General features: G+C 45.3%; 23 protein-coding genes and 4 tRNA genes. 14 read left to right on the top strand and 13 right to left on the bottom strand.

What is annotated here, in order from left to right:
* Positions 1-48: 48 nt before the first annotated feature.
* The 3 genes from B9T34_RS10180 to B9T34_RS10170 all read left to right on the top strand — a co-directional run bounded on the left by B9T34_RS10180 (position 49) and on the right by B9T34_RS10170 (position 4,171).
* The gene (locus B9T34_RS10180; RefSeq protein ID WP_086213040.1) at positions 49-1,092 is read left to right on the top strand and encodes a hypothetical protein; all 1,044 of its coding nucleotides are present in this window, start codon (positions 49-51) and stop codon (positions 1,090-1,092) included.
* Positions 1,093-1,161: 69 nt separating this feature from the next.
* Positions 1,162-1,746 (top strand): rhombosortase, encoded by a 585-nt coding sequence (rrtA, locus tag B9T34_RS10175; RefSeq protein ID WP_086213039.1) that lies wholly within the window; start codon positions 1,162-1,164, stop codon positions 1,744-1,746.
* 226 nt (positions 1,747-1,972) lie between these two features.
* Complete coding sequence (locus B9T34_RS10170) at positions 1,973-4,171, top strand: TRAP transporter large permease subunit (protein WP_086213038.1); 2,199 nt, start codon at positions 1,973-1,975, stop codon at positions 4,169-4,171.
* Positions 4,172-4,235: 64 nt separating this feature from the next.
* Here B9T34_RS10170 and B9T34_RS10165 read toward each other — a convergent pair whose 3' ends face one another.
* The 5 genes from B9T34_RS10165 to rnr all read right to left on the bottom strand — a co-directional run bounded on the left by B9T34_RS10165 (position 4,236) and on the right by rnr (position 10,526).
* Positions 4,236-5,111: a DMT family transporter gene (locus B9T34_RS10165; RefSeq protein WP_086213037.1), complete on the bottom strand. Its 876-nt coding sequence runs from the start codon at positions 5,109-5,111 to the stop codon at positions 4,236-4,238.
* Positions 5,112-5,169: 58 nt separating this feature from the next.
* Positions 5,170-5,601 (bottom strand): hypothetical protein, encoded by a 432-nt coding sequence (locus B9T34_RS10160; RefSeq protein WP_086213036.1) that lies wholly within the window; start codon positions 5,599-5,601, stop codon positions 5,170-5,172.
* A gap of 15 nt (positions 5,602-5,616) precedes the next feature.
* Positions 5,617-5,826 carry a YheV family putative zinc ribbon protein gene (locus B9T34_RS10155; protein ID WP_171265187.1) on the bottom strand — a complete coding sequence of 70 codons (210 nt, stop codon included), beginning with the start codon at positions 5,824-5,826 and terminating at the stop codon, positions 5,617-5,619.
* 40 nt (positions 5,827-5,866) lie between these two features.
* Positions 5,867-7,906, bottom strand: a complete 2,040-nt coding sequence (locus B9T34_RS10150) for a M3 family metallopeptidase (protein ID WP_086213034.1) — start codon at positions 7,904-7,906, stop codon at positions 5,867-5,869.
* A gap of 187 nt (positions 7,907-8,093) precedes the next feature.
* Entirely contained in the window at positions 8,094-10,526 is a 2,433-nt protein-coding gene (rnr, locus tag B9T34_RS10145; RefSeq protein ID WP_213034161.1) for a ribonuclease R, read from the bottom strand.
* 265 nt (positions 10,527-10,791) lie between these two features.
* Between rnr and B9T34_RS10140 the strand changes: the two genes are divergently transcribed.
* The 4 genes from B9T34_RS10140 to B9T34_RS10125 all read left to right on the top strand — a co-directional run bounded on the left by B9T34_RS10140 (position 10,792) and on the right by B9T34_RS10125 (position 11,525).
* Positions 10,792-10,881 (top strand) — tRNA-Ser (locus B9T34_RS10140).
* A 14-nt stretch (positions 10,882-10,895) separates the two neighbouring features.
* A tRNA-Arg gene (locus B9T34_RS10135) sits at positions 10,896-10,972 on the top strand.
* 48 nt (positions 10,973-11,020) lie between these two features.
* Positions 11,021-11,097: transfer RNA gene (locus tag B9T34_RS10130), tRNA-Arg, on the top strand.
* Between the two features lie 351 nt (positions 11,098-11,448).
* A tRNA-Arg gene (locus B9T34_RS10125) sits at positions 11,449-11,525 on the top strand.
* Positions 11,526-11,697: 172 nt separating this feature from the next.
* Here the strand turns inward: B9T34_RS10125 and B9T34_RS10120 are convergent.
* Positions 11,698-13,008 carry a hypothetical protein gene (locus tag B9T34_RS10120; protein ID WP_086213032.1) on the bottom strand — a complete coding sequence of 437 codons (1,311 nt, stop codon included), beginning with the start codon at positions 13,006-13,008 and terminating at the stop codon, positions 11,698-11,700.
* 164 nt (positions 13,009-13,172) lie between these two features.
* Here B9T34_RS10120 and B9T34_RS10115 point away from each other — a divergent pair, with 164 nt between their 5' ends.
* A complete protein-coding gene (locus B9T34_RS10115) occupies positions 13,173-13,670 on the top strand; it encodes a YcxB family protein (protein ID WP_086213031.1) in 498 nt (165 codons plus the stop codon).
* A gap of 26 nt (positions 13,671-13,696) precedes the next feature.
* A complete protein-coding gene (locus B9T34_RS10110; protein ID WP_086213030.1) occupies positions 13,697-14,335 on the top strand; it encodes a fumarylacetoacetate hydrolase family protein in 639 nt (212 codons plus the stop codon).
* 78 nt (positions 14,336-14,413) lie between these two features.
* On the opposite strand, the gene B9T34_RS10105 is transcribed toward B9T34_RS10110, so the two are convergent.
* Positions 14,414-15,256 carry a tetratricopeptide repeat protein gene (locus tag B9T34_RS10105; protein ID WP_086213029.1) on the bottom strand — a complete coding sequence of 281 codons (843 nt, stop codon included), beginning with the start codon at positions 15,254-15,256 and terminating at the stop codon, positions 14,414-14,416.
* 77 nt (positions 15,257-15,333) lie between these two features.
* Positions 15,334-16,143, bottom strand: coding sequence for an AraC family transcriptional regulator (locus tag B9T34_RS10100; RefSeq protein ID WP_086213028.1), 810 nt, complete (start codon positions 16,141-16,143; stop codon positions 15,334-15,336).
* A gap of 102 nt (positions 16,144-16,245) precedes the next feature.
* Here B9T34_RS10100 and B9T34_RS10095 point away from each other — a divergent pair, with 102 nt between their 5' ends.
* Entirely contained in the window at positions 16,246-17,175 is a 930-nt protein-coding gene (locus B9T34_RS10095; RefSeq protein ID WP_171265179.1) for a DMT family transporter, read from the top strand.
* Between the two features lie 120 nt (positions 17,176-17,295).
* Positions 17,296-18,222 carry a DMT family transporter gene (locus B9T34_RS10090; RefSeq protein WP_086213218.1) on the top strand — a complete coding sequence of 309 codons (927 nt, stop codon included), beginning with the start codon at positions 17,296-17,298 and terminating at the stop codon, positions 18,220-18,222.
* A 90-nt stretch (positions 18,223-18,312) separates the two neighbouring features.
* On the opposite strand, the gene B9T34_RS10085 is transcribed toward B9T34_RS10090, so the two are convergent.
* Positions 18,313-19,563, bottom strand: a complete 1,251-nt coding sequence (locus tag B9T34_RS10085; protein WP_086213027.1) for a YihY family inner membrane protein — start codon at positions 19,561-19,563, stop codon at positions 18,313-18,315.
* A gap of 115 nt (positions 19,564-19,678) precedes the next feature.
* Here B9T34_RS10085 and wrbA point away from each other — a divergent pair, with 115 nt between their 5' ends.
* Both wrbA and B9T34_RS18735 read left to right on the top strand, forming a co-directional pair.
* Entirely contained in the window at positions 19,679-20,269 is a 591-nt protein-coding gene (wrbA, locus tag B9T34_RS10080; RefSeq protein WP_086213026.1) for an NAD(P)H:quinone oxidoreductase, read from the top strand.
* A 383-nt stretch (positions 20,270-20,652) separates the two neighbouring features.
* Positions 20,653-20,832: a hypothetical protein gene (locus B9T34_RS18735; RefSeq protein ID WP_139841263.1), complete on the top strand. Its 180-nt coding sequence runs from the start codon at positions 20,653-20,655 to the stop codon at positions 20,830-20,832.
* Positions 20,833-20,904: 72 nt separating this feature from the next.
* Here B9T34_RS18735 and B9T34_RS10070 read toward each other — a convergent pair whose 3' ends face one another.
* From B9T34_RS10070 to B9T34_RS10055, 4 genes are all read right to left on the bottom strand, one after another.
* Complete coding sequence (locus B9T34_RS10070; protein WP_086213024.1) at positions 20,905-21,315, bottom strand: hypothetical protein; 411 nt, start codon at positions 21,313-21,315, stop codon at positions 20,905-20,907.
* 254 nt (positions 21,316-21,569) lie between these two features.
* Positions 21,570-22,145, bottom strand: coding sequence for a xanthine phosphoribosyltransferase (locus B9T34_RS10065; RefSeq protein WP_086213023.1), 576 nt, complete (start codon positions 22,143-22,145; stop codon positions 21,570-21,572).
* Positions 22,146-22,234: 89 nt separating this feature from the next.
* Positions 22,235-22,948 (bottom strand): DUF3108 domain-containing protein, encoded by a 714-nt coding sequence (locus B9T34_RS10060; RefSeq protein ID WP_086213022.1) that lies wholly within the window; start codon positions 22,946-22,948, stop codon positions 22,235-22,237.
* 184 nt (positions 22,949-23,132) lie between these two features.
* Positions 23,133-23,816, bottom strand: a complete 684-nt coding sequence (locus tag B9T34_RS10055) for a hypothetical protein (protein WP_086213021.1) — start codon at positions 23,814-23,816, stop codon at positions 23,133-23,135.
* 239 nt (positions 23,817-24,055) lie between these two features.
* On the opposite strand from B9T34_RS10055, the gene B9T34_RS10050 reads away from it, so the two are divergent.
* Positions 24,056-24,934: an energy transducer TonB gene (locus B9T34_RS10050; RefSeq protein ID WP_171265186.1), complete on the top strand. Its 879-nt coding sequence runs from the start codon at positions 24,056-24,058 to the stop codon at positions 24,932-24,934.

Genomic DNA, 24,934 nt, shown 5'->3' with positions numbered 1-24,934 from the left:
GATATGTTTGTCAGCATGGACATAAACACAATTATAGAGGACAGGAAAATGTCGAGCGTCCAAAAAATATGCCAAGGTGTGGCAGCAATAGCAATAACAACAACATTATTAAGCGGATGTTCGCAAGTTGTGAAAACAGGCGCTAATGTCGCGCTAGGATTTACAGAGAACCATATTGTGCCGCCAATTTTAGCGATGGAAGATGCTGAAATGGTGTGCAACTCAGGAACATCTTTAACCCCAGCCATTATGGCGACCAAAGATATGGGGGCAGATCCGACCCGTGTAGCCGTGCTGATGTATTCAGCTGCCGGCATTTGCGCCGAGCAAAAAGCGTTGGATGCAGAGCTGCGCTATTTACGCGCATCTAAAGCCAACCAAGTGTCTGAGGCTCAAGATGCCCGCATTGAACAGAAACGCTGGGCCGCTTTAGCTTCTGAGCGCCAATATGCAGGCTACCAGCTGTTCCAAAGCCGCTATGAAAAGAAATATAAAAAAGGCTTAGGTGAAAGCTGCCCGAAAATGAACAGTGATATTGAGCAGACCGTGTACTTGCTTGGCATGCTCAGCGGCCTGCAAGCCATGACCAATGATATTAATTCAGGCGGTGCAGTCAATGTGCCAAAAGACATTGCTGCTGTTGTAGAACGCGGCATGACCTGCCTGAACAATGAAAAATTCTGGGGCGCTCCTGAGGCGACCCGTGCCGTCATTTGGACCCTGCTGCCAGGCGCTGGAGACGGTAAGCCAGATCCATATCAAACGCTGAAGCAGTCTACGCAAATTGGTGAGAAAAAAGGGGTACGTCTGTCTCATGCCATGTATGCCGTCGCAGCGCAAGCCAGCGGGGATGATGCCAAAATCCGTGATGCTTTAAGAACCTTTGCTCAAGCGCGCAGCGAAGAAAAGCCCGTGAATCCGCAATTCAAGTTAATTGACAGCATGGCGGCATCCATGGTGAAAGGTATTTCTGACCGCTACTGGACCGAACATACAGGCGTGCGCACCGCAGATGACGGTATGGAGCAGTTCTGGGATGAGTCCAGCAATTCATCTGATCTGGATGAGCTATTTGACGGAAAGAGTGAATAAACCCGTGCTGCTGCATGCTTGAGGATTTGATTTAGGCATGCAGCATCGGGCCGCACACAGGGAGTGCGTATGAAAGATCACTATCTGATTCGAAAAATCGTTTTTTTAGCTGCAGTTTTCTCCATATGCGCTTGCCTGCAAGTGTACAAAGAATCCTTTTTTTATCTGCATCCTGTTTTATTCGCGGAGCCATGGCGGTTATGGACAGGGCATTGGGTGCATGTCGGCTGGATTCATTATTTTTTAAATATGCTGGCCTTTATGTGCCTGCCATTCATTTTTCCCCGCGCATCCATATGGCATTTCACAGCGTTATTGCTGGTTCTGCCGCCTTTAATCAGTCTCAGTTTTTATTATTTTTTACCGGATATTGAGGCCTATGCGGGGTTGTCTGGCGTTTTGCACGGCATATATACCGCTGTTGCCTGCGTGCATTTAATGTATAAGCGGGAGCGCAATTTTGCAGCCCTGGTGCTGTTTCTGATTTTATCCAAACTGATTTGGGAGAATACAGTCGGCAGCATGGGCACAGCGCAGCTGATTGGTAGCCCAGTACTGGTCGAAGCGCATTTGCTGGGGGTGATTTGGGGGATTGGCGCAGCAGGGCTGTATTTGCTGATTGATTATTGTGCAGGGCACTATGTGCAGCAATAAAATTTTAAGTGTATAAATTATTGTATGTTTTCTTATGTTATTTGACTAAGTTGACATTTAAAACCAAAAAGAAAATACATATTGTCATGTTCAAAAACATGAAAGTAATGCAAATTGCTAGGAATAAGAATGTAAGAGGCGAGAAGAAAGGATCTTTTCCAGCCGATAGGACAAGGATGCGGCGCTGTTAAGAGTGTTGTATCCAAAAATAAAAATAGGACAACTCATGCAAAATAATGAACACAGCAGATCCGGGCTAGGTCTGTTAAGTTACATATGGAACGAGTGGATTTCGACCTTCGTAGTTTTAATTTTATTGCTGCTGACGCTCATTATTGGCACGGGTGAGATGATTCATGGCCAGCTTTTGCGGACAGGTGAACGCCTGTACGGCAATGAAGCGATAGGCATGCAATATTCCTTCCTGCGTGCAGAACCTGCCAAGCCTGAATGTGACCGCCATCCCAATGTAGATGCGCTGGTGCAGACACAAATGAAACAGAATGCCAATGATGAATTTTCCGATATTTTCGGGACGTCCTCTGAAGCCGATGTTCGCGCCTCAGTGATGGCAGGCGTGCAGCAATGTGAAGAAAAATTCCAGTTCTACGATAAAGCCAAAAAATATTTGGATGATCATCCGAGTATCCGGACTTACCGTACAGTAGAAACAACCTTCTTCGGCATCTTTAAATTCGGTTCTGAAAACCGAGTGCTGATTCTGCTGGTGATGGTCTTATTCTCCGCAATCACAGCATCTGTCAAATTTCACCATATTGGCCTGCGCGCGCCAACCAGTAAGCTGGACTTTCGGGTTTATGCGCTGTTCATGGCGATTGGTAATGGACTGCTGACCTATTCTGTTTACAGCCAATTTAACTCTGTATTGAATTCCGGAGTGAAGTCGACCACTGAAACATTGGCGGTCTACTGGCTATGGCTGGCCTTGTTCAGTATTGTCATGCTGATCAGTATTGTGCAGTTTTTCAGAACGCCGGCAGTCAAACAGGAAGGATCTGGCAATATTGGACTGGCGCTGCTGAGCGTACCCTTGTATGCGTATATGGCGATCATTACGGGCGTGGCATTTACCTTCTTCATGGATTATCCAATGGGGCAAGGGATCTACCTTGGACAGCTGGTTGAGTTCTCAGGCATCTTCTTGAACTTGGCGCTGTTTATCTGGGCGGGTATGCTGCTGACGCAAACGCGCATTATGGATTTATTCCTAGGAATTCTGCGCCCTTGGAATCTGGCGCCTGAAACGCTGACTTGGCTGATTTTGATCGCAGCTGCCATACCGACGGCGTACACAGGTGCATCGGGTATCTTCGTTGTTGCTGCTGGCGCCATTATCTATAAGGAAGTGTGGAACTCAGGCTCGCGCCGCCAGTTTGCTTTGGCTGTGTCTGCGATGTCTGGCTCTTTAGGTGTGGTGATCCGCCCATGTTTGTTGATTATTTTGATCTCGATGTTGGACAGCCGCCATGTCACTTCTGATGAGCTGTTCGACCACGGTATTTATGTCTTCTGGCTCACTGCATTTATTTTCTTAGGGATTTCACTGTTTTTGGCAGAAACGCGCTTCCGCGTGAATTCACCGAAAGTGGCTGTGCCGGGCATGCTGAAAGCATTTATTCCAGTCATTCCCTATATTGTTCTGACATTCATTGTGATTGCTTTTTACCAGTATGGCCTAGACACCAAAATGGATGAATTCACAGCGCCAGTGATTCTGCCGATTCTGCTGATTGTCTATATTTTGTTTGACCGCTGGTTTGCAGACCGTTTCAGCAAAGAGCCGATTGATAGGCATGCTGCCATTACGCTGCAGCACGAAGCCAGCTCTGAGTTTATGCGCAGTCATGGCGGGCATGGCGCAAACCGCCGCGGATTTGGCAGTTCAATTTGGTTCGCTTCTTCTGAAACTGTCGGCCATATTGGCGCGCTGATTATCCTGATGGCATTGTCAGCGAGTGTGGGCGGCTTAATTGAGCGCACGGAAGTGGTGGAATTGCTGCCGACGCATTTGGGCAATATTTATATTTCCTTGGCATTTATTGCTTTGCTGCTGGCAATTGTCGGTATGACCACAGATCCATTTGGCGCGGTTATTCTTGTCGCGGCAACGATTGCGCCAGTGGCTTACGAAAACGGCATACATCCAATTCATTTCTGGATGATCGTATTGGTTGCATTCGAGTTGGGCTATGTGTCGCCGCCAGTTGCGCTGAATCACTTGCTGACGCGTTTATCGGTGGGGGACGAAGAAGTCCGTGCGGCAGATGCAGAAGCGAAGGAAATGTATACCAACTTCTACTACCGTTATGAGCGCTGGATTCTGCCAATTTTGGTTCTGTTCCCATCGCTGCTGGTTGTGACCTACGCGCCGTATATTTTTAAAATGTTCGGCTGGTACCATTAAGCTCTGATCTAAACATGAAAAGCGCCTCCGGGCGCTTTTTTTATGCAGGATACCGCTTTGGTGTTTAGCCATTTAAACGCTTTTGCAGCATCGGGCTGCATAGCAGGATGGCGCCTAAAATAAAGCTAAAGCCAATAAGGCTGTAAGTATCTGGAATTTCATGCCACATCAGATAGCCCCATGTGCCCGCAAAAATAATCGCAATATAGTTGACTGGGCCAATTTGCCCTGCAGGAGCAAGTTTGTAGGCATTGGACATGAACAGTTGGCTGATATTCGCCAGTACGCCTGCACTGATGAGCAGTCCTAGTTCGGACCATGTAAAGATCCGCCATGACCAGAACATAGGGATCATTGAAATCAGTGTGCCAAAAAAGCAGAAATAAAACACAATGCGTTCAGGCGGTTCGCTCGATGTTAAGGCGCGAACCGTGACAAAAACCATGGCGGCTAAAAAGCTTGCGCCTAAGCCAATGGCAGACAGTAGATTAAATAAACCTGCATCCGGTTTAGCGACACAGAGCACCCCAATAAGTCCGATGCCGGCTGCCAGCAGCATTGAGCGGGTAATTTTTTCTTTTAAAAATAGCCAGGCAATCAAGGGAATAAAGATGGGGGAAGAGTAGGTGAACACCATGGCATTGGAGAGCTTCAGGTGAGCTATCGCATAGAAAAAGCCGTACATTGCCACTAAGCCGACAATGGCGCGCCAAGTATGCATCCAAAGCTTATCTGTTTTAAAAAAAGCTGTGCCTTTTTGGAAAATGAACGGCAAGAAAATGAAAAGGCCAACAAAATTGCGGAAAAACACGATGGTTGCATTATCTACCGTATGCGATGCCAGACGGATGCAAACACCCATAATCGAAAACAGCAGTGCAGACAAGGTGAGAAAGGCGATCGCTTTGGGGAGATGAATCTGGTCTGAAGCAGGCTGCATACGAAAAAAAATAGGCTAGAAATCTGTGGATATTCTAGCCTATTTTGAATTTAAAACCTTATTGCTGTGCCGCCATTTGCGCTTCGAGCGTTTTAATTTGCTCTTCTTTCAGTTTAATCAACTGATCAGCGTCTGCATGCTGCGCTTTCAGCGTATTTTCCTGTTCATTCAACTGTGTTTGAATGTCATCGAGCTTCGCAATTTCTTCTTTAGCCAAAGAAGACTCCTCAGGAACTGGCGTATCAATAATATTGTCTTCGACCAATTTGGGCGCAACTGAGGTAGATGCTTCCGACGGCGCTGCAGGCGGAGCCGCTGTTTCTGCTGGCGCGGCCGCCTGAACAGGTACGGGTTCAGCCTGAGGCTGTGCAGAATTCTCAGCATTGGATGCAATCATCCACTGATAAACTAAGAACAGTGCAATAACAGCAATGAGTCCCCCAGCAATCCCAACCATAATTTTGGGGTTGCGTCTTTGATCTTCAGTCATATAAAAGCCTTGGCGTTATTTCTGCTGACGCGGCTTGAACTGAATGACACCGATATCATCTGGCACAGCTGGAACTTCCGGCTCTTCCACATGCGTCGGGCGGTTTTCACTATAACCGCAGTCGATGCATTCAATCCACTCATCGTCACCTGAGGTCAGCATAACAACTCGATCTAACGCCTGACATTTTGGACATTTTGCACCAGCAATGAAACGGCGTTTTATGGTCATCATACTTACCCTAAATCAAACTAAGGCTCCTAGTTTAGACGTTTTTTGAGGGGTTCGTCCAACCTTGATGACGAAGTAACGCATCTATTTTTGGCTCGCGTCCGCGGAAATTGATAAATGCGTCAAGCGCTGTATCTTTTCCGCCAACTGCTAGAATAAACTGCCGAAACTCTTTTCCTGTCTGTGTATTGAAGATGCCTTCCTTTTCAAAACGGTCGAAGGCATCGCTCGCTAAAACTTCTGCCCATTTGTAAGAATAATAGCCTGCAGCATAGCCGCCTGCGAAAATATGGCTGAAGCCATGCTGGAAACGGTTGTAGCTGACATTTGGCGCTACCGCATATTTTTCACGAATATCATTCAGTTCCGCTTGAATCTGAAGGGCATTTAAAGCGGGTGTTTTCTTGTGAATATTCAAATCAAACAAGGCAAATTCAATTTGACGCAGGCTTTGCATGCCGGATTGGAAATGGCGCGCATCCAGCAGCGCTTTGAGCAGATCATTCGGCAACGGCTGCTTGCTTTCAATATGCTCACTCAAGAGGTCAAGGCTGTCTTTATCCCAAGTCCAAAATTCCATAAACTGGCTCGGAAGTTCTACTGCATCCCAAGCTACGCCATGCGTTCCAGCTACGGCAATGTTATCGACTTCGGTCAGCATATGGTGCAAGCCATGGCCAAACTCATGGAACAGGGTGTTGACTTCATCGTGTGTGAGCAGTGCAGGCTGATCGCCCACAGGCGGAGTAAAGTTGCAGACCATATAGCAAATCGGTTTTTGCAGGCCGCTGGCTGTCTGCATGCGTGAACGGAAGCCGCTCATCCATGCGCCGCCGCGTTTTCCACTGCGCGCATACAGGTCAAAGTAAAAACCGCCGACGACTGTGCCTTGATCTTCTAGTTCGAAATAGCGGGCATCTGAATGCCACACAGGCGCTTCACGTTCCACAATATTGATGCCATATAAGCGGTTTACAATGCTGAACAGGCCTTGCAGGATTTTGGGTGCTGGAAAATACGGTTTTAAAGCTTCTTGAGATAGATTGAACTGCTGCATTTTCAGCTTTTCGCTGTAGTAGCCTGTATCCCATGGCTGCAATTCATTGATGCCATCTGCCGCGGCAATCGCTTTCAATTCTGCAATTTCTTGTTCTGCTGGGGCGCGTGCATGTTCTGCCAAATCTACAAGGAATTGGCTGACAGTCTCTACATCGGGCGCCATTTTGCTGGCCAGTGACAATTCTGCATAGTTATTGAAACCAAGCAGCTGAGCCATTTCCTGACGCAGGCTTAAAATTTCTTCCATCACTGCTGTGTTGTCAAATTCAGGATGTCCGCCCAATTCAGACGCTTTGGTAGTATAGGCTTTATACAGTTCTTCACGCAGTTCACGGTCGGCTGCATAGGTCAGAATGGCCAAATACGACGGAATGTCTAAGGTGGCAACAGGCTGCTGCAATTCGCGCTGCTGGCCGTATTGTTTTAACAGGTCGATGCTGCTTTGCGGTAAGCCCGCGAGCTGTTCTTCATTCAAAGGTTTGAAATAGGCTTGTGTTGCATCTAAAACATGATTGGAAAAGTCAGAAGACAATTGAGATAAGCGTGAAGAAATCTCCGCATAGCGCTTTTTGGTTTCGCCTTCTAAGGCAACGCCAGACAATTTAAAGTCACGCAGTGCGAGTTTAACGGCGCTTTGCTGTGCTGCTGGCAGGGTGCTGAAAATACTGTTGTCATGCACCTGCTGATAAGTTTGATACAGTGCAGCGTGCTGGCCAAGCGCTGTGTAGTATTCACTGAGCGCTGGCAAAAGCGCTTGATGCACTTCACGCGTCTCTGCATTGTTCATGACGGCATTTAGATGTGACAGCACGCCCCAGGATTCACTCATATTATTTTCGAGTGTATCTACTGTTTCTAGAGTATGCAGCTGGGCCTGAATGCTATCAGGGACAGCAGTCAATGCTTTAAGGAATGCTTCACCTTGAGCAATGGCTTGTTCAATTTGTATTTTCAGCTTTTCTAATGTGATTTGATCAAACTGGGGAACAGGCAGTGTTGCCTTTTCTAATGTCATGATTGTAATGCCGTAAATTTCCTATGTTATCTGTAGATGTAAGGCTGAAAGGCTAGGAAATCAAGGGAAAGGTACAAATTAAACGTAGAAGGAGCCTATGTTTAGGTTTATCGATATTGATTGGGGCTGGAATTTATTGCCGCGACAAAAAAAGAGCGCCGAAGCGCTCTTTTAAAGGTGATAGCAATTACTCAGTCTTGGCTTTTGCATTCGCCTTTTTCTTTTTCAGTTTGGCTTTTTTCTTTAGCTTATCTTTAGCCTTTGCTTCAGATTTTGCTGCAGGTTTTTTAGTAGACTTTGCACCGTAGGCGCTGGGGCTGGATTTTGACTTTTTCTTTCGATTGGGACGTTCTCCATCTTCGCTGCTTTTGCTTTTTTCACGCTCAGCGTAAACCTCATCCTTCGCTTCACGCTGTACAGGCTTCGCCACACGCGGAGCGCGGCTGCGCACTGCGCGGCCTGCATGTGTCAGCTGCTGCAGCAGTTCAAAGTCAATTTTGCGCTCTTCAAGATTAACCGCAGCGACTTTTACTTTGACTTCATCACCTAAGCTGAACGTCTGGCCGTGATTTTGACCGACTAAGCTTTGGCTTGCTTGGTCAAAGACAAAGAAGTCATCGCCTAATTGGCTGACATGCACCATGCCGTCTACATACAAGTCTTTTAAGGTCACGAATAAGCCAAATTCAGCTACAGCTGAAATGGTGCCGACAAATTCTTCGCCCAAATGCTGCTTCATATAATGGCATTTTAGCCATGCAGTCACGGAGCGCGATGCTTCATCTGCACGGCGTTCAGTCGCAGAGAAATGCTGGCCGGCATCATCCAGCGATGCGCCAGACAGTGGATAAGGCTTTTTCTGCAGCTGCGCTTTAATCGCACGGTGCAGCAGTAAATCTGGGTAGCGGCGGATTGGCGAGGTAAAGTGCGTATACGCTTCATAGGCCAAGCCAAAGTGGCCTGCATTGTTGGCGCCGTAATAGGCCTGCATCATTGAACGCAATAGCACTGCATGAATGCTTGGCGCATCAATGCGGTCTTTGGTTGCTTCAATAACGGCTTGATAATCTGCCTGTGTAGGCTGTTCTGGGAAATTCATGCCCAGCAGCTTGACAAAATCACGGACTTTTTGAATGCGTGAAAACTCTGGCGGCTCATGCACACGGTACAGCATTGGAATTTCATTTTTCAATGCATATTCCGCAGCAGCGACATTGGCCAGCAGCATGCACTCTTCAATCAGCTTATGCGCTTCATTGCGTGAACGCGGCAGAATTTCTTTAATTCCGCCCAGTTCATCAAAAGTCATGTAGGTTTCAACAGTTTCAAATTCCATGGCATGACGTTCTGCACGCAAGCCTTTCAGCACTTGATACAGCTGGAACAGCGTATTCAGTGACTTACGCACATCGCGGTCTTCAGGCACTGCTTGGCTGTCACCGTCAAAATACTGTGCAACTTGGGTATAGGTCAGACGCGCTTTGGAATGCATGACTGAAGGGTAGAATTCAAAACTTGTCACACGGCCAGCGCGTGAGAGTTTCAAATCGCACACCATACACAGACGGTCAAGGTGCGGATTTAGAGAACATAAGCCATTAGAGAGCGCTTCCGGCAGCATCGGCAGGACAAAATGCGGGAAATATACCGATGTACCGCGGTCTTGCGCTTCATCATCCAAAGGCTTGCCCACGCGAACATAATGGCTGACATCGGCAATGGCAACTACCACACGGTATCCGCCGCCTGCACGTTTTTCTGCATAAACTGCATCATCAAAGTCGCGGGCATCTTCACCATCAATCGTGACTAAAGGCAAGTCGCGTAAATCGATGCGGCCTTCGCGGTCTTTTTCAGAAGGCTCTTTAAAGCTTTCGGCTTCTTTTGTGACCGCTTCTGGAAACTCATAAGGCAAACCAAATTCTAAGATGGTTTGCGGAATAATAATTTCGGTATCGGCTTTATCCGCCATCGACTGCACAATGTGGCCAGCTGCAAATTCATCTTTGGTTGGGTAGGTGTCAATCGCCACGCGGATGGAATCACCCAAATTGACTTTGGCATGCTCAATCAGCTCTTTTTCTAGAGTAATGGGCTGATGGGCATTGGGATTGGAGGGCTGAATAAAGTATTCACCTTCATGCTCCGACACTTTGCCGATAATTTCTTTTACACGGTGCTGCAGCACTTCGGTAATGAAGCCCCATGCTTTGCCTTTACGGTCGACAGAGGTTTTACGGACTTTGACGCGGTCGCCATTGAAGACTTGACGCAACTCTCGTTCAGGCAGCAGCAGATCATCTTGACCTGAAATATTGGCTGTCCCTAAACCTTTACTATTAATGTAAACCGTTGCTTCATGGGTCGGCTGCTCTTCAGCCAACTGAAATTTAAAGCCGTCTTTCATCAGCTGTCCGTCACGCACCATCGCAATTAAGCGATGGCTCAGGGCATCAATGCTTTTTTGATCGGCAATTTCAAAAAGTTCGACAAGATCAGCATGCGACAGCGCAGTTTCACGCTGTTCAATGGTTTCCAAAATCAGCTTGCGGCTGGGAATTGGATTTTCGTAACGTTCGGCTTCAGCTTTTGCTTCAGGATCGACCCAATTTTTCATAATGTCTTTGGCTTCAAGTCAGAAGATTAGGTTTAGCATAAGACATGCAGTCACAGACTGCACGTAAATGATTGCAATATTGTGTTTTAAGCTTAGATTTTACGACGATTGCTGAATTAATAGACGGCAAATATGTGTTTTTTCTCTATTTATGCTCAAAGTTCAGGGAAATCGTTTAAAAAGTATTTAATTGAACAAAAAAATGAAAAAAAACCATAGGCATTGCTTGCACCACTGCAGTTAAGTTTGTATTATGGCGGCACGTTACGGTGAGATGGGTGAGTGGCTGAAACCACGTCCCTGCTAAGGACGCATACGGGTAACTGTATCGAGGGTTCGAATCCCTCTCTCACCGCCAACTTTACTTATGTCGCGCTCATAGCTCAGCTGGATAGAGCACTTGGCTACGAACTAAGGGGTCGGGAGTTCGAATCTCTCTGAGCGCACCAATAAGTAAACTGTATGTAACGTATCGCCTGAATTGGCACACAAGTAATGCGCTCATAGCTCAGCTGGATAGAGCACTTGGCTACGAACTAAGGGGTCGGGAGTTCGAATCTCTCTGAGCGCACCAACTTGAACAATTAACCGCACATGCTGCGGTTTTTTTGTGCCTGAAATTCAGCGGCTTTGCAATAAATTTTTGGATAAGTAAGACTATTCTTGTTAACACAGCGATGTGCTGAATGCAGGTGAGCTTTGCATTTGATCTGAATCAAATATTGAAAAGTGCGGCTTTGGCTCTGGGATGATTTAGATAAATAAGCTATTAATACAGCGGATCAAGGCAAATAATAGTGAAATTGATGCTTAAAACAGCAAGCAATACTCAATATGTTTAAATACTGTCCGCTTGATTAGAAATATCAAAATAAGTACTTAACAAAAAATATAAATCACGTATAATGCACTCCATCAAGACGTCGCGCTCATAGCTCAGCTGGATAGAGCACTTGGCTACGAACTAAGGGGTCGGGAGTTCGAATCTCTCTGAGCGCACCAACTTGATTAAGACTGAAAAACCGCACATGCTGCGGTTTTTTTGTGTCTGAAATTTACTGGAGCTATCGAAAATAAATATTAAAGTTATCCAGTTATCCAGTTATCCAGTTATCCAGTTATCCAGTTATCCAGTTATCCAGTTATCCAGTTATCCAGTTATCCAGTTATCCAGTTATCCAGCTTTTTGTTTTACCTTTAATGCAAAGACCGTATTGCCGCCAACTGCGGGCAGCATTTCGTGATAGGGCATACTGCGCATAGCCCGCAGCAGCAGGGGCGCATCGTCATCTATTTTCATGGCGCTGGTAATATTCAGCAGGCTGCCTTGTTTAAGCGCGCTCAGAGACATCGCGCCGCGCATTAATTTTAAATCGCCGCCTGTGGCATAAAACTGTGTTTGCTGGGCATTGGGATAATCGAAGCGCATTTTAAAATCGAAAGGAATATTAATCACGCCTAAGCCCACCGAAATGCGGTAGTCGGCATCCAATTGGCGCTGATTCAGTTTTTTAATCGTGAATGCTTTGATTTGATTGGGAAATAGCTTCTGAAATGCAGGTGCTGCCAGCCATTGCTGCAGCTGCTCCGGCGTTTGCGTGTAGTATTGATAGCTGGTGCTGAAACGCATCACTTCATATTTGTTGGCATATTGAATTTTTTGCGCAGGCAAAATAAAGCTGACGGGTTCATGTGATTTTTGGCTGAGCGCTGTGACTTGCTGTATTTGTTCTGAAGATAAGCTGGTCGCGGGCAAAGCGGATGATGCGGACTGGGCCGCACTGCTTTTAAAGCGGCGCTGCAGGGCTTCAAGCAAGAACCCATTGGTGCCTGCAGGCATGCCGAGTTTAGCTTCAGGCAAAGCGCCGAGTATTTTCTTGAATAAAAAACCTTTGGGCTGATTCAGGTCGCCCCATTGGGTAATGGTGATCAGTGTTTGATTATCACCCAGATCAAACCACTCCCATTTGCCAGAACCAAACGGAATAGGCGCATCCAGAACTAAAGTGCTGATGCTGTTGCCGTCTTGCTGATGCTGCATTGTGACCGATTCACGGAAATTCAGTACTGGAATGGGTGTGGGAATATGAATGGAATATTTGACTTTAGACAGATTGCCTTGCTGCTCCAAGATTTTGGCTTGCTTTAAAGTGGGAAATAAACCTGCGTAATTCGTGTAATTCTGCAGTAAGCGCGCCACATTTTTGCTATTGGTGGGAACAACAACGGCAGCGCTATAGTATTTTCCTGTCACTTTCCAATTGGCTTTCATGGTCGGCAGGTAAATAGACTGGGCAGGATGCGCATAAATAGCAATATTATTGCCGGTAAAGGCGGCTAAGCGCTGCGGATTGTTTTGAAATGGGCTAATGCTGCTGGGAATTTGCGGATTCCATTGTACAAAGCTGGCCTCTAAAGTCATGCCTAGGCTGCAGAAGCTGAGTACAGTCAAATAAGCCAATATTGTTTTTATTGCTCTGCACATATCACATCCTGTTTATGCATTTTTTTATTTGCTGCATTTGTAGCTGATTTTCTGAGCAATAGATAGCTCAAATGTGTTAAACGGCAACGGAAAAAGAATAAGGAAATGGCGGATTTTGGTGTAAGATTTAGCTCAATTTATATCAATGATGTGCTACTACGCGTATGTCTGACACTCAACCTGCATTATCGCTGCGTTATTTTTTAAATTTAGAAGAATCGCAGGATGGCTTTGCGCTTGCGACCTTTGGCAAAAAGCAATTTTCCCGATTTATTACACCTGCCATTAGTATTGCACTGATTATCTGGGGTTTTTCCTTAGGTTTTGACAGCGTTGGCCGCTATTACGTTGGGCTGGGCGCCTTTTTCCTGATTATGCAGATTTTGATGCGCTATTGGTTCTTGCCAATGATGTTTAAGCGTCAATTTGTAAAATATCAATTTGGTAAAAGTGAGCAGGGGATTGATCTGTATCAGGATCACGGTGAACTGCATGCCAATGGCCGTACAAACGTGTTTAGTTATGCTGATGTAGCAAAATTTGCTGCAGGCAAATTGACCTATATGCTGGAAATGAAAAACCGCACGGTGGTCATTGTGCCTAAGCGCGCTTTTGAAAATCCTGCAGATCAGGCGGTATTTGAAAATACATTTAAAAAGTAATTTGAATAAGACAGGAAAGGAAGACCATGACACGTCCATCTAAAATTGTATGTGTGGGCCGCAGCTATGCTGACCATGCGAGAGAACTGGGCAATGCGATCCCGGATCGTCCTGTATTATTTATTAAGCCGCCTAGTGCGCTGACGACTTTGGCAGAAGGCATAGACTGGAACAAAGCGCTTGGCAGCTGCCATTATGAAAGTGAATTATGCCTGCGCATTGACCAGCGATTAAAGGCCGAGACTGACTCGCAGAAGGCATTGCAGGCTGTGGGTGCTGTGACTCTCGGTTTAGATTTGACTTTGCGTGATCAGCAGGATGACTTGAAGAAAAAAGGCCAGCCGTGGGAACGTTCAAAAGCCTATGACGGTTCATGTATTTTGTCGGATTGGATTAACACGGAAGATGTGGTCAGTGATTGGAATGATGTGCATTACACGCTGCATGTGAACGATGCGCTGCGTCAAACGGGGGATACCTCTCATTTGATTTTTGACATCGGCTATCTGCTGGCGGACATCAGTCAATCATTCACCTTAGAAGCGGGTGATGTCGTGATGACAGGTACGCCAGCGGGCGTTGCAGCATTGCAGTCAGGTGAACAGCTGAAAATGACCCTTAAAGGTAAAAATCAGGACTATGTTTGGACCACTTTTGTGAAGTAAGAACAAGCTCATCTAAGATTTTAAAAGACTGCCCTAAGGTGGTCTTTTTTTATGCAATGAATTTAGAAACTAATACTATTAGTGTAACGATGCAGAATCAGTACCAGCTTGATGCACATTGACATGCCGTGTGGTGCTGGTTTGACGTGCTGGGTTGCTGTCAGATGCTCTGCCAAACATATCTGCATATTCGTCAGGCGTTAAATATAGTGTTTTATCATTTTTAATCAAATGTTTGTTGCTGATATAGGCGCCGGAAATATCCCATGCACGCGGTGTTTTTACAGCGCTATCATTAATATGGTACAGGTAAGCATTCTCAATTTTGCTAGAAAAGATAGGGTAAGGTTTTACTCCACCGTAAATGGTATTTGGGTATTTATGATGAGGCAACACTGTACCGCGCTTTAAACGTTTTTTATAAATATATTCCGCTAGAGAATTTTGCTGCGCTGCTGATTTTTCATACCATTTCATGGCTAAATATGGATCTTCAATCCGGCCTATTCCCATATCATACATCCAGGCTAAAGCATATTGAGCTTGGGAGTCGCCCGCTAATGCCTGCTGATAAATCCAATTGGCCAGCAAGGCATTGCCATTATCCAGTAAATCAGACAGAAAAAGATCTGCTGCATGGTTTCCAGCTAATGCAAGCTGTCTTAATTGTTGAAAAGCATTGGCATTACCCTGTAAGGCGGCTTGCTCATACCAATATAGGCTTTGAGCGGGATTTTTTTCTGTACCTTGACCTGATTGATAATATTGGGCGAGCTGAAGTTGAGCTGTATCCTGTCCAGCTTTAGCTTCTTTGAGAGCTGTTTTAAAAGCCTGCTCTTCAACTGAACTGCAAGCAGTTAAAACATACAGGAATATAAAAAGCATGCCTAAATTGAATGCTGAATTTTTATTATTAATCATTATTTATCTGGGATATGAGTCTATCTAAGTATCATATTTTTTCTTAGCTTACTGTCAATAAAATTATTATTTCAATATCAGCAATTTAATGGTTGATTTAGTTTCCTAAACTGGTCCGGTGTCAGGTTCATCCAGCGCTTAAACATATTAATAAACGCTGAAGCATTGGCATAGCCTAAATCCAGCGCAATACTTTCGACTTTTTTTCCTTCAGTCAGCATGCTCATGGCTTTAATCACTTTTAGGCGCTGGCGCCATTCATTCAGTGACATCCCCAGTTCTTTTAGACAATAACGCGCCAATGTGCGTTCAGACATATTGGCCTGCAGTGCAAGGACATGCAGCGCACTGTTGTCCGCTGGATTCTGATGTAAATAGTCCAAGATTTGCACCAAAGCAGGGTGGTTGGCATGCGGCAAATAACTGCTGACCAGCTGTGCCTGCTGCAGCTGATCGAGCAGGACTTGCAGCAGGCGCTGATGCTCAGGCGAATCTTCAGGAAAGGTCTGCTGCTGCAAATGTTCAAAGATGGCTTTGACTAAGTTGGAGCTGAGTAAAATACCCGCCTGTTGAGGCATTTGGCTGCACAGCTGTTCGTGAATATACAAGGTGCCATGTGAAACGGCTGTACGGTTCAAACCGCTGTGCTGCAGATTGGGCGGCAGCCAAATGCCGTAAGGCGGCGGAGTTAAATAGTCGATGTCATTAATATTCACTTCCATCACGCCGTTAAATGCATAAATAAACTCGCCCCAAGCATGTCCATGTTCGGGATAGACCGACAACGCTGGATCATCTCTGAAACTGATCCAAAGCGGACGGACAATATCGTCATTGGTTGGCAGCTGTGTCAGCTGTACAGCGCCGTGTTTAAGATGATGCGGCATGATATTTTGCCTGAATAAAAAGACCTTTTGTCTGTTTTAAATTATATCTTTCATTTATGCCAGTTTTATAGTGTGCTTTCGATTTAGGGCAGAGTACATATTGTGGAGCAGCGTAAGGCGCTGGATGTGCAGGCATCTGGTTTAATGATTATTTTGTGCATGATTTGGGGCATACAGCAGGTGGTGTTGAAATTGGCTGCGCCTGATATATCACCTGTCATGCAGATTGCCATCCGCTCTGGGCTGTCGGCTATTTTGGTGCTGCCGCTGATACAGCTGGTCAAAGGTTCGCATTTATACAGCAAGGATTATTTGCTGCCGGGCATTTGGCTGGCCTTTTTATTTTCGGCTGAATTTTTATGTGTGGCGGAAGCGCTGCGCTATACCACGGCATTTCATACCGTTGTGCTGCTGTATACCGCCCCCATTTTTGTGGCTTTAGGGCTGCATTGGAAGCTGCCATCAGAAAAGTTGTATGCCGTGCAATGGTTGGGAATTGCGATCGCTTTTTGCGGTATCGTGCTGTCCTTTATGGGGCGTGAACAGCAGGCAGGCCCTTGGATTTCACAGGCGCTGTGGGGCGATCTTTTGGCCTTGCTGGCAGGTGTAATGTGGGCGCTGACCACTATTTCATTGCGCTTAACGAAACTATCCGATGCGCCAGCCACGCAAACCCTCTTTTATCAATTGGCAGGCGGTTTTTTGTTTTTGATGCCTGTTGCCTATTTTACAGGACAGACCGTAATCCACTGGACTGCTGTCGCTATTGGCAGCATGGTATTTCATGTGCTGATCATGTCTTTTTTCAGTCTCATGTTGTGGTTCTGGCTGCTGCGTAAATATTTGGCCAATGGCTTAGGGGTGTTTTCTTTTTTAACCCCAATTTTTGGCATGGCCTTTGGTGTCATTTTTCTGAATGAGCAGATTGAACTGAATTTCATTTTCGGCACTGCATTGGTGATGGCAGGGGTGATGATAGTTAGTCTGCATCTGTGGATTAAGCGGCTGTTGCATTGGCCTGAATCGATCTAATATTTTATTTTCGCCTTCTGCTTTCGCACTAAAAATGATGCTTAAAATTGTGGATAACTCAAGTGTTTTCCACAGCAAAATGCTAAGGTAGCGTTTTTGAAAAATTGCAGTGTGAATCAGGTGCAGACTCGGCAGGCGCTGGATGCAAAAGCATCCTCAATTATGTTCTTTTTATGCATTCTATGGGGGCTGCAGCAAGTTGTTATTAAACTCGCGGCGGCAGATATTGCTCCTATTATGCAATTGGCGCTGCGTTCAGGCTTATCTGCATTGTTGGTCTTTCCGCTGATTAAATTGGCGCAAGGCCAGTCGCTGTGGGGCCGTCAGTACCGTTTTTCTGGCGGTTTGGTGGCGGTGCTGTTTGCTTTGGAATTTTATTTAATCGGTGAAGCGCTGCGCTTTACCTCCGCTTCACATACGGTTGTGCTGCTGTACACCGCGCCCATTTTTGTGGCTTTGGGCCTGCATTGGAAATTGCCAGCAGAACGTTTGACGCTCATGCAGTGGAGCGGAATCTTTTTGGCTTTCTTAGGCATTGTGGTGACTTTTGCTGGACGGGGCAGCCATGCCGCGCAAGACTTAAACAGCATGCTGCTCGGAGATATGCTGGCATTGGGTGCGGGTGTTTTTTGGGCGGCCACCACGCTGGCGGTCCGCATGACCAATCTTTCAGAAGCGCCCGCAACACAGACCTTGTTTTACCAGCTGATGGGCGGCTTTATTTTTTTACTGCCCATGGCTTTTTTGATGGGGCAGAGTGAAATTCATTGGACTGCTGTAACGATTGCCAGCTTAGTGTTTCATGCGGTACTGATTTCATTTGCCAGTTATTTAATCTGGTTTTGGCTGTTAAAGCGCTATTTAGCTTCACGTTTAGGTGTTTTTTCCTTTTTGACGCCGCTGTTTGGTATAGCGTTTGGCGTGCTGATTTTAAATGACCCAATTGAGCGCAATTTTATGATTGGAACCATCATGGTGATGGCGGGTGTGCTGGTGGTCAGCCTTTCAGGCCGTAAATCTAAAAAAGCATTAATTCAAAAAGCCTAGACCTAAAACCGCCATTAACGCTGGATTAAAATAAAAGGCCATGACTGCATGACCTTTTATAAATATTGCGCTGCTGATTCAAAAGCGCGCTTATTTTCCTTCAAAAATATTCGCGAGCGGAATGGCCAGTTTAGCGGCGAGATAATCATCTGATTCAATCAGCGCAGGGCCAATCCGTTCCAGCCATTTATCATCCGCAGCGTGATTGACGTCATCACGGCGCGGTAAAGTATAGGGCAGCTGAATATAGAAGCTCCAAAAATCGACTTGTGCCAAATTGCGCAGCAGCACGTAATTGTTGTCATCGGTGCGCTTAATTAAACTCTGCTTTTCCAGCAGCTGCACATAAGAAGGCCAGCGGCCGATTTCTTCACGTCCCAGTACATCTAAAGCCTCAGCTTCCGTTACGGTTTGGCCATTTTGCTGCTTTTGATAGAACAGCTCCAGCAAGTCTAGCAGCATGATCACGGCATGGCGTTTGCGGCGCATATGGGTGTCGGCATTAAATGCAGTGAGCGCAAAACTGATCTCAACGCCAATCAGGACAATATTCCACGATAGGAAAATCCACAGCAGGAAAATCGGCACGGCAGCAAATGCGCCGTATACAATTTCATAGCTGGTAAAATTAGACATGACAAAACTGAACAGGTGCTTCAGCATTTCAAAGACCGTGGCGCTGAAGAGGCCTGCCAAAAAAGCAGCTTTGATTGGAACTTCACGGTTGGGAATGGTCCAGTTCAGAATGAAAAAGCCCAGTACGGTCAGTGAAAAAGAAATCAGCCAAAAGATGAAAGCGCCGTCCAGCTCATAGCCGGCAAAGTTATTGCTCAGCACATTTAAAGAGGCCACAGCCGAAGAAATGACAAAAGCGCTGCCCAGCAGGATTGGGCCTAAGGAAATAATGGTCCAATAGCGCATAAAGCCAAGGATGCCGCCGCGGGTTTCTGTGACCCGCCAAATCCGGTTGAAAACGGTTTCAATACTGGTCAGCATCATCACCGTGGTAATGAACAGGAACAAAACACCAATGACAGTTAAATTGCTGGATTTGTCGGTAAATGCATTCAGGGCTTTATCAAAGGCAATGGTGGTCTTAGGCAGGAAATTACTGTAAATCAGCTGCTGCAATTGCTGGCGGGCGGGTTCCAGCGCTTTGATTGATGAGATGATGACCAAAAATACCGTCAGCATCGGAACGACAGCAAATAGGGTGGTATAGGTTAATGAACCAGCCTGTTCACGGCAGCGGTCAGTCTCAAAACGTCGAATAACAAATAAGACAAACTGAAACCATTTTTTGTCATAAAAGGGGAGTTTTCTTAAATAGGTTTCTATCATGCGTGTATGTCTCTATTCTTTTAATCATCTTTTCTCAATTTTCCTGACCTAGCTTACCCAAAAAAACGGAAAAATACCGTATAGTTTTCTTTTTTCATATTATTTATTCAAAATGATGCAGCCTTACGTTCTTGTACTTTATTACAGCAAATATGGTTCGACCAAAGAAATGGCGCATTTGATTGCCAATGGTGTGGAAGCCGCAGGTGTTGCAGTCAAAATCAGAACAGTGCCCAATATTGCTGCTGTTGTGACTGAAGCGGCGCCCAGCATTCCAGAAGACGGCGATATTTACTGCACTTTGGATGATCTGGGCAATTGCGCTGGCTTGGCTTTAGGCTCGCCAACCCGGTTTGGCAATATGGCCTCTGAAATGAAATACTTTTTAGATCAGACCACCAGTTTATGGTTGAATGGCGCTTTGCATGGCAAGCCTGCCTGTGTATTCACAGCGTCAGGTTCAATGCATGGCGGGCAGGAAAGCACGCTGCTGACGATGCTGCCGCCGCTGTTTCATCACGGCATGATGATTATGGGGCTAAGCAATGCAGTGCCGGCGCTGTCCAATACGAAAAGCGGCGGTACGCCCTATGGCGCCAGCCATGTCAGCGGTCCGCGCCATGATCTGTCTTTGAGTCAGGATGAAAAAATACTCTGTGAAGCGCAGGGCAAACGCTTGGCTGAGCTGGTGCAAAAGCTGAATTGAATAGCTACGGCGGAACAATAGTGCCTAAAACATAATTTTTATAGATTGCTCAATGCAGAACAATCCAGATGCTGATTTTGAGTTTTTAGCTGTCACCTCGGGCCGCAGTTCAAACTTTGCAGGGAATGAGCGGGAAAAGTGCATAACTTTGTACTTTTCCCGCTTTTTTTTATGTTTTTGGATAATGCTAAATATATGATTAAAAATATTAAATTAAATGGTTTGATCAAAAAAATACCAATTTACAGTGATATTCAAAAGCTTCGATTTCAATTTTAATGGTCACGCTTTTTTTACAGTCCTCAGAGGCTGCTTTTTTAGGAATCATCCATTTTGTGTGTGCGGATGATTCTGTTTTTTTTATTTTTCCGAAGGGGTAATAGATGGTTTCTTTAAAATTTCGTACGGTTATGGTTTGCGGCGCTATCATGATGTCTTCAGCGGGCTTTAGTATGCCTGTAATGCACACGGTAGATTTTCCTCAAGAGAAAAAGCAGGAAATGTCTATGCAAAAGGAAAGAGTGGAAGCTGCTGAAAAATTTGCTGCACTCAATGCGCAATAGTGCTTGAAGTTTAAGATGAAAAAAGAGCGCTGATGCGCTCTTTTTTATGAGGGTCGAAGAAGACCTACAGAGTTATTTTTGCTGCTCTGTATTATTTTCAGCGCCGTGCTGTTCATTAAAACGGTGTTTGCATTTTTGGCATTGGTAATCTAAGAAGACATTTTGGTCGACAATGACACCTGCTTTTTTACCAAAACGGTGCCCTAAAAAACCGCCAGTTATGCCCACGCTGATTGCACCGACAAAAGTGCCGACTGTACCGCCCATAATCACACCGAGCGGCCCAGCTGCTGCGCCAATCATTGCGCCAATAGAAGCGCCAGATGCCGCACCGCCGACCGTGCCTGCCGCTGTACCTGCGCCGCTGAGCAGGACCCCGCCAATTTTTTGCAGGTTTTGCTCATGGTCGCGTTTTACAACTTCTGCAGAACCGCATTTCGGGCAAATGATATTTTGGGGTGCAATTGAAGAATGTGTAGTCATAGACTGTTGCCTGTCCTTGGGAAAAATCGCATAAAGCTGTTCAAGATTAAGCTTTATTGCCGATGATGTCTGTACCTTAACGTTTTTTGCTTTAAACAGAAGTGCTGAAAGATGACATTTTTGTAATAATTTTACCTAATTTAAAATTTTCAAATGATTATGCACAGCATGTGTCCGATGTTAATGGCGCTTAAGCAATTTTAAGGCCTAAAAAAAGAGCGCATGTGCGCTCTTTTTTGACTGCGGATTTGCCCTTAGTCACGGACAAATTCAACAGTTTTATTTTCTAAAGATTTAACACGCGCTAATGATTCAACGCGGTAACCTTTATCTAGCAAGATTTGACGGCCTGGCTGGAATGATTTTTCAATCACGATGCCAATACCGATCACGCTCGCTTCTGCTTGATGAATGAGGTCTGCTAAGCCCAAAGCTGCTTGACCATTGGCTAAGAAGTCATCAATCACTAAAACTTTGTCTGATGCATCGATGTGCTTTTTAGAAATGGCAATCGTGCTTTCAATTTGCTTCGTGAACGAAAATACTTTTGAGCGGTACAAATCATCTTTTAAAGTCAAAGATTGATATTTACGGGCGAAAATTACCGGAACGCCAAGTTCTAAACCAGCCATGACCGCAGGCGCAATACCCGACGCTTCAATGGTAATAATTTTAGTGATGCCAGCATCTTTAAAAAGGCGCGCAAATTCTTGACCAATTTGCTGCATCATTACGGGATCAATTTGGTGGTTTAAGAAAGAATCGACTTTCAGAACTTCTTCAGATAGAACGATACCTTCAGCTAAGATTTTCTGTTCTAGTGCGTACACGGGAGAATCCTCAAGGGCAGGTGCTTTTTAAAGCAAAGGCGTATTTTAAAAAGCACCGAGAAAAATGCAAGCGAAATTGATCAAATCAATTAATTTGTTGCACCTTTATAGCCCGTTAAGAGCAAGCCATAAGAGGTTTTACCGTCAAGATGGCTGACTTTGACTGGCGCATAATCCAATTTAGGCGCAAGCCAGAACACTGTTTCACGGCCTGGTTTATCATGCTTCATGACTACTTTTACAGTGTCAAAGGTACCGTAGCTGGTTTTAACCTTTTCTGCGCCTTGTTTGACAAATTTGCGCGCTTCGACTTCTTTGGCGTCAGCAATCGCATAATTGGCTTTTAGTCCGCCATTTTTCAAATCTTCACGAATTTGCAATTCAGCATTCAGTTCATCCAATACACCTGCTTTCCATGCAAATGAACGCGCTTTGTCATCTTTTTTGGTATTGATGGTTTTTGCGCTTGGGTTGAAGTTAATGCTCATGGTGTTGTTATGCACTAAAATCTTGCTGGTGCGTTTAAAGCTGCCAGACGTAATATTGCTGCCGTTCAGGCTGAAATTACTGCTTTCCGTTGCTGAAGCAATACCGCCGGCTTTAGCGACAAAAACATAAGACCAGTTATTGCCGGATTTGCTTAAAGTCCGGGTTGCAGAACCCATATTTTTACCGTTGTAGCTAAACTGGTAATTTGCTTGGAATGGACTCATGGCAAACGCTTGGCTTGCGAATCCAGTAAACAGCAGTGCAGTGCTTACCCCTGCAGCAAAACCGAGTGATTTAATAGCGAATTTAGCCATAAGTACATTATTCCTATGAAGTGGTTGTGAGATTATGCGGCTGGCATGTATGCATCAGCGCGTTGTTTCACATTGGCTGTTAGTATGCGCGCAGATTATGAAGATGAAAGTTTAAAAGCGCCTGTAAATGTATATTTACTGCTGCTTTTTATGTTTACTGTTTCATCTTCTGCACAGTTTATGCTTATTTCTTTTTTTGTTTAATCGGTGTAACTTGATCATCTTCCAAATTGCTGTCATCCCAAGCTTCGATTTTTTCCTGCGCCATTTTACTGAATAGTGCGGCAATATTGACATTGCCCATCACCACCAGCTCGGCTTCACGCAATACAGCATGGTTCACATGCACTTTGCTCAGCGTGTCAATAATAGAGCGATTTTTGCCCAGCCAGCGGTTCAGGTCTAAATGCAGCAGATCATCTTTAACTTTAATGACTTTAAGCTTTTCTAAAATCATGCCCAGCGGATCATCATTGAGTATTTTTTGGTAGAAGAATAATGCCAGTTTTACCCCTAGTTTATAGATGAAATTCGGGTATTTGGCATTGATGATCTGCGTGTCGCTGATTTGTTCAAAAACAATCAGCTGGATATCTTTGTTCAACTCCATCTGCACCAATTTTAAATCGACAGAAAGTGTAATATCCAAACCGTTATAGTTCAGTGTGGCATAGAGGCGCAGCCAGTCATCATGCAAGTCTGCATGCAGGTCCTGCAGCATTTTGACGTTATCGGTGACAAAGCGCTGAAAGGTTGCATTTAAGAAAACTTGAGATAGCGGAAATTCGCGTTCATCTTCAATAAACCCTTCCGCCTTTTGATAGACTTGACGGATTCGTCTAGAAATATTGGAAATGATCGCTTGCATATAGACTATCCCAGCAAAAGAGCGTAATTAAAATTTTGATGTATCTTGTCGAATTGTGCAAAAATACAGGGTTCTGAGCTTGCAGTTTAGCAAAATAAACTGCAGCATTTTTAGGATTTTAAGTGCATCCAAGTCATTTAATGATGGACTTGGCGGTTTCGTTGAAAAATGAAAACGGTGTTTTATTTTATACTCATTTCGAGTGTTTGGGGAATTCGGCAAATTGTCGTAAAAATGTGATGCTGAAAAAAATGACCTTAAAGCCTTTAATACAAGACTGGTGGAAAGACCCGATTTTTACCGGTGCATTAGGCTTGGCTGCGGTTTTGCATCTGACTGTCTTAACGCTGCAATTTGCGATGCCGCAGGAAAGCGATATTTCAACGAAAGAAATCGCGGTGAGCTTACGGCCAAGTGACATCAAAGTCGAACATGCAGATTTTTTAGCGCAGGATGATCAGCAAGGTTCTGGTAAATTCCGAGAATCGCACCGTATGGCGACAGATATGCCTGCACCTATGGTTGATACCTCGACAGGGGAAGCCCGTCAGGAAACGCTGGAAAAAATGCAGCAAAAGCGCGAGCTGAATTTTGAAGAAAAAGTGCTGATGACCACGCTGAGCTGGCAAAAGCAGGCGGAGGAAAATCAGCGCAAAAAACTGGCGGAAGAAATGCAGAGTCAATATCAGGCGAAGGCTGCGATGATTGCCAGTATTGAAGCGCAGTATCTGCAGCGCCAGCAAAACTTTAGCCGCCAGCAGAAAATAAAGACCATAGATGGTATTCAGGCCAAACAGGATAACACCGCAGCGTATATGGAAAAATTCCGTCAAAAGGTGGAGTTTTACGGCAACCGCTATTACCCAGATGCCGCTAAGCAGCAGCGTCTAGCAGGCGAAGTGAGGTTAATGGTGATTCTGAACAGCAGCGGCGGTATCCGCGCAATCCGCTTAATTGAAAGCTCTGGGCATGACATGCTGGATGATGCCGCTAAAACATCGGTCCGCAAAGCTGCGCCTTTTGGCAGCTTTGATGCCAAAATGAAAGATATCTCGGAGCTGCGCATTGTGCGTACTTGGCGTTTTGACCCAGCCGAAGCTGAGTTTGAGGTGCATTAA

Origin of the sequence: Acinetobacter sp. ANC 3813 (genome assembly GCF_002135435.1) — a bacterium.
Classification (GTDB): Bacteria; Pseudomonadota; Gammaproteobacteria; order Pseudomonadales; family Moraxellaceae; genus Acinetobacter.
Note: the sequence above shows the minus strand (reverse complement) of the source record. Positions and strands in the feature narration are given on the sequence as shown.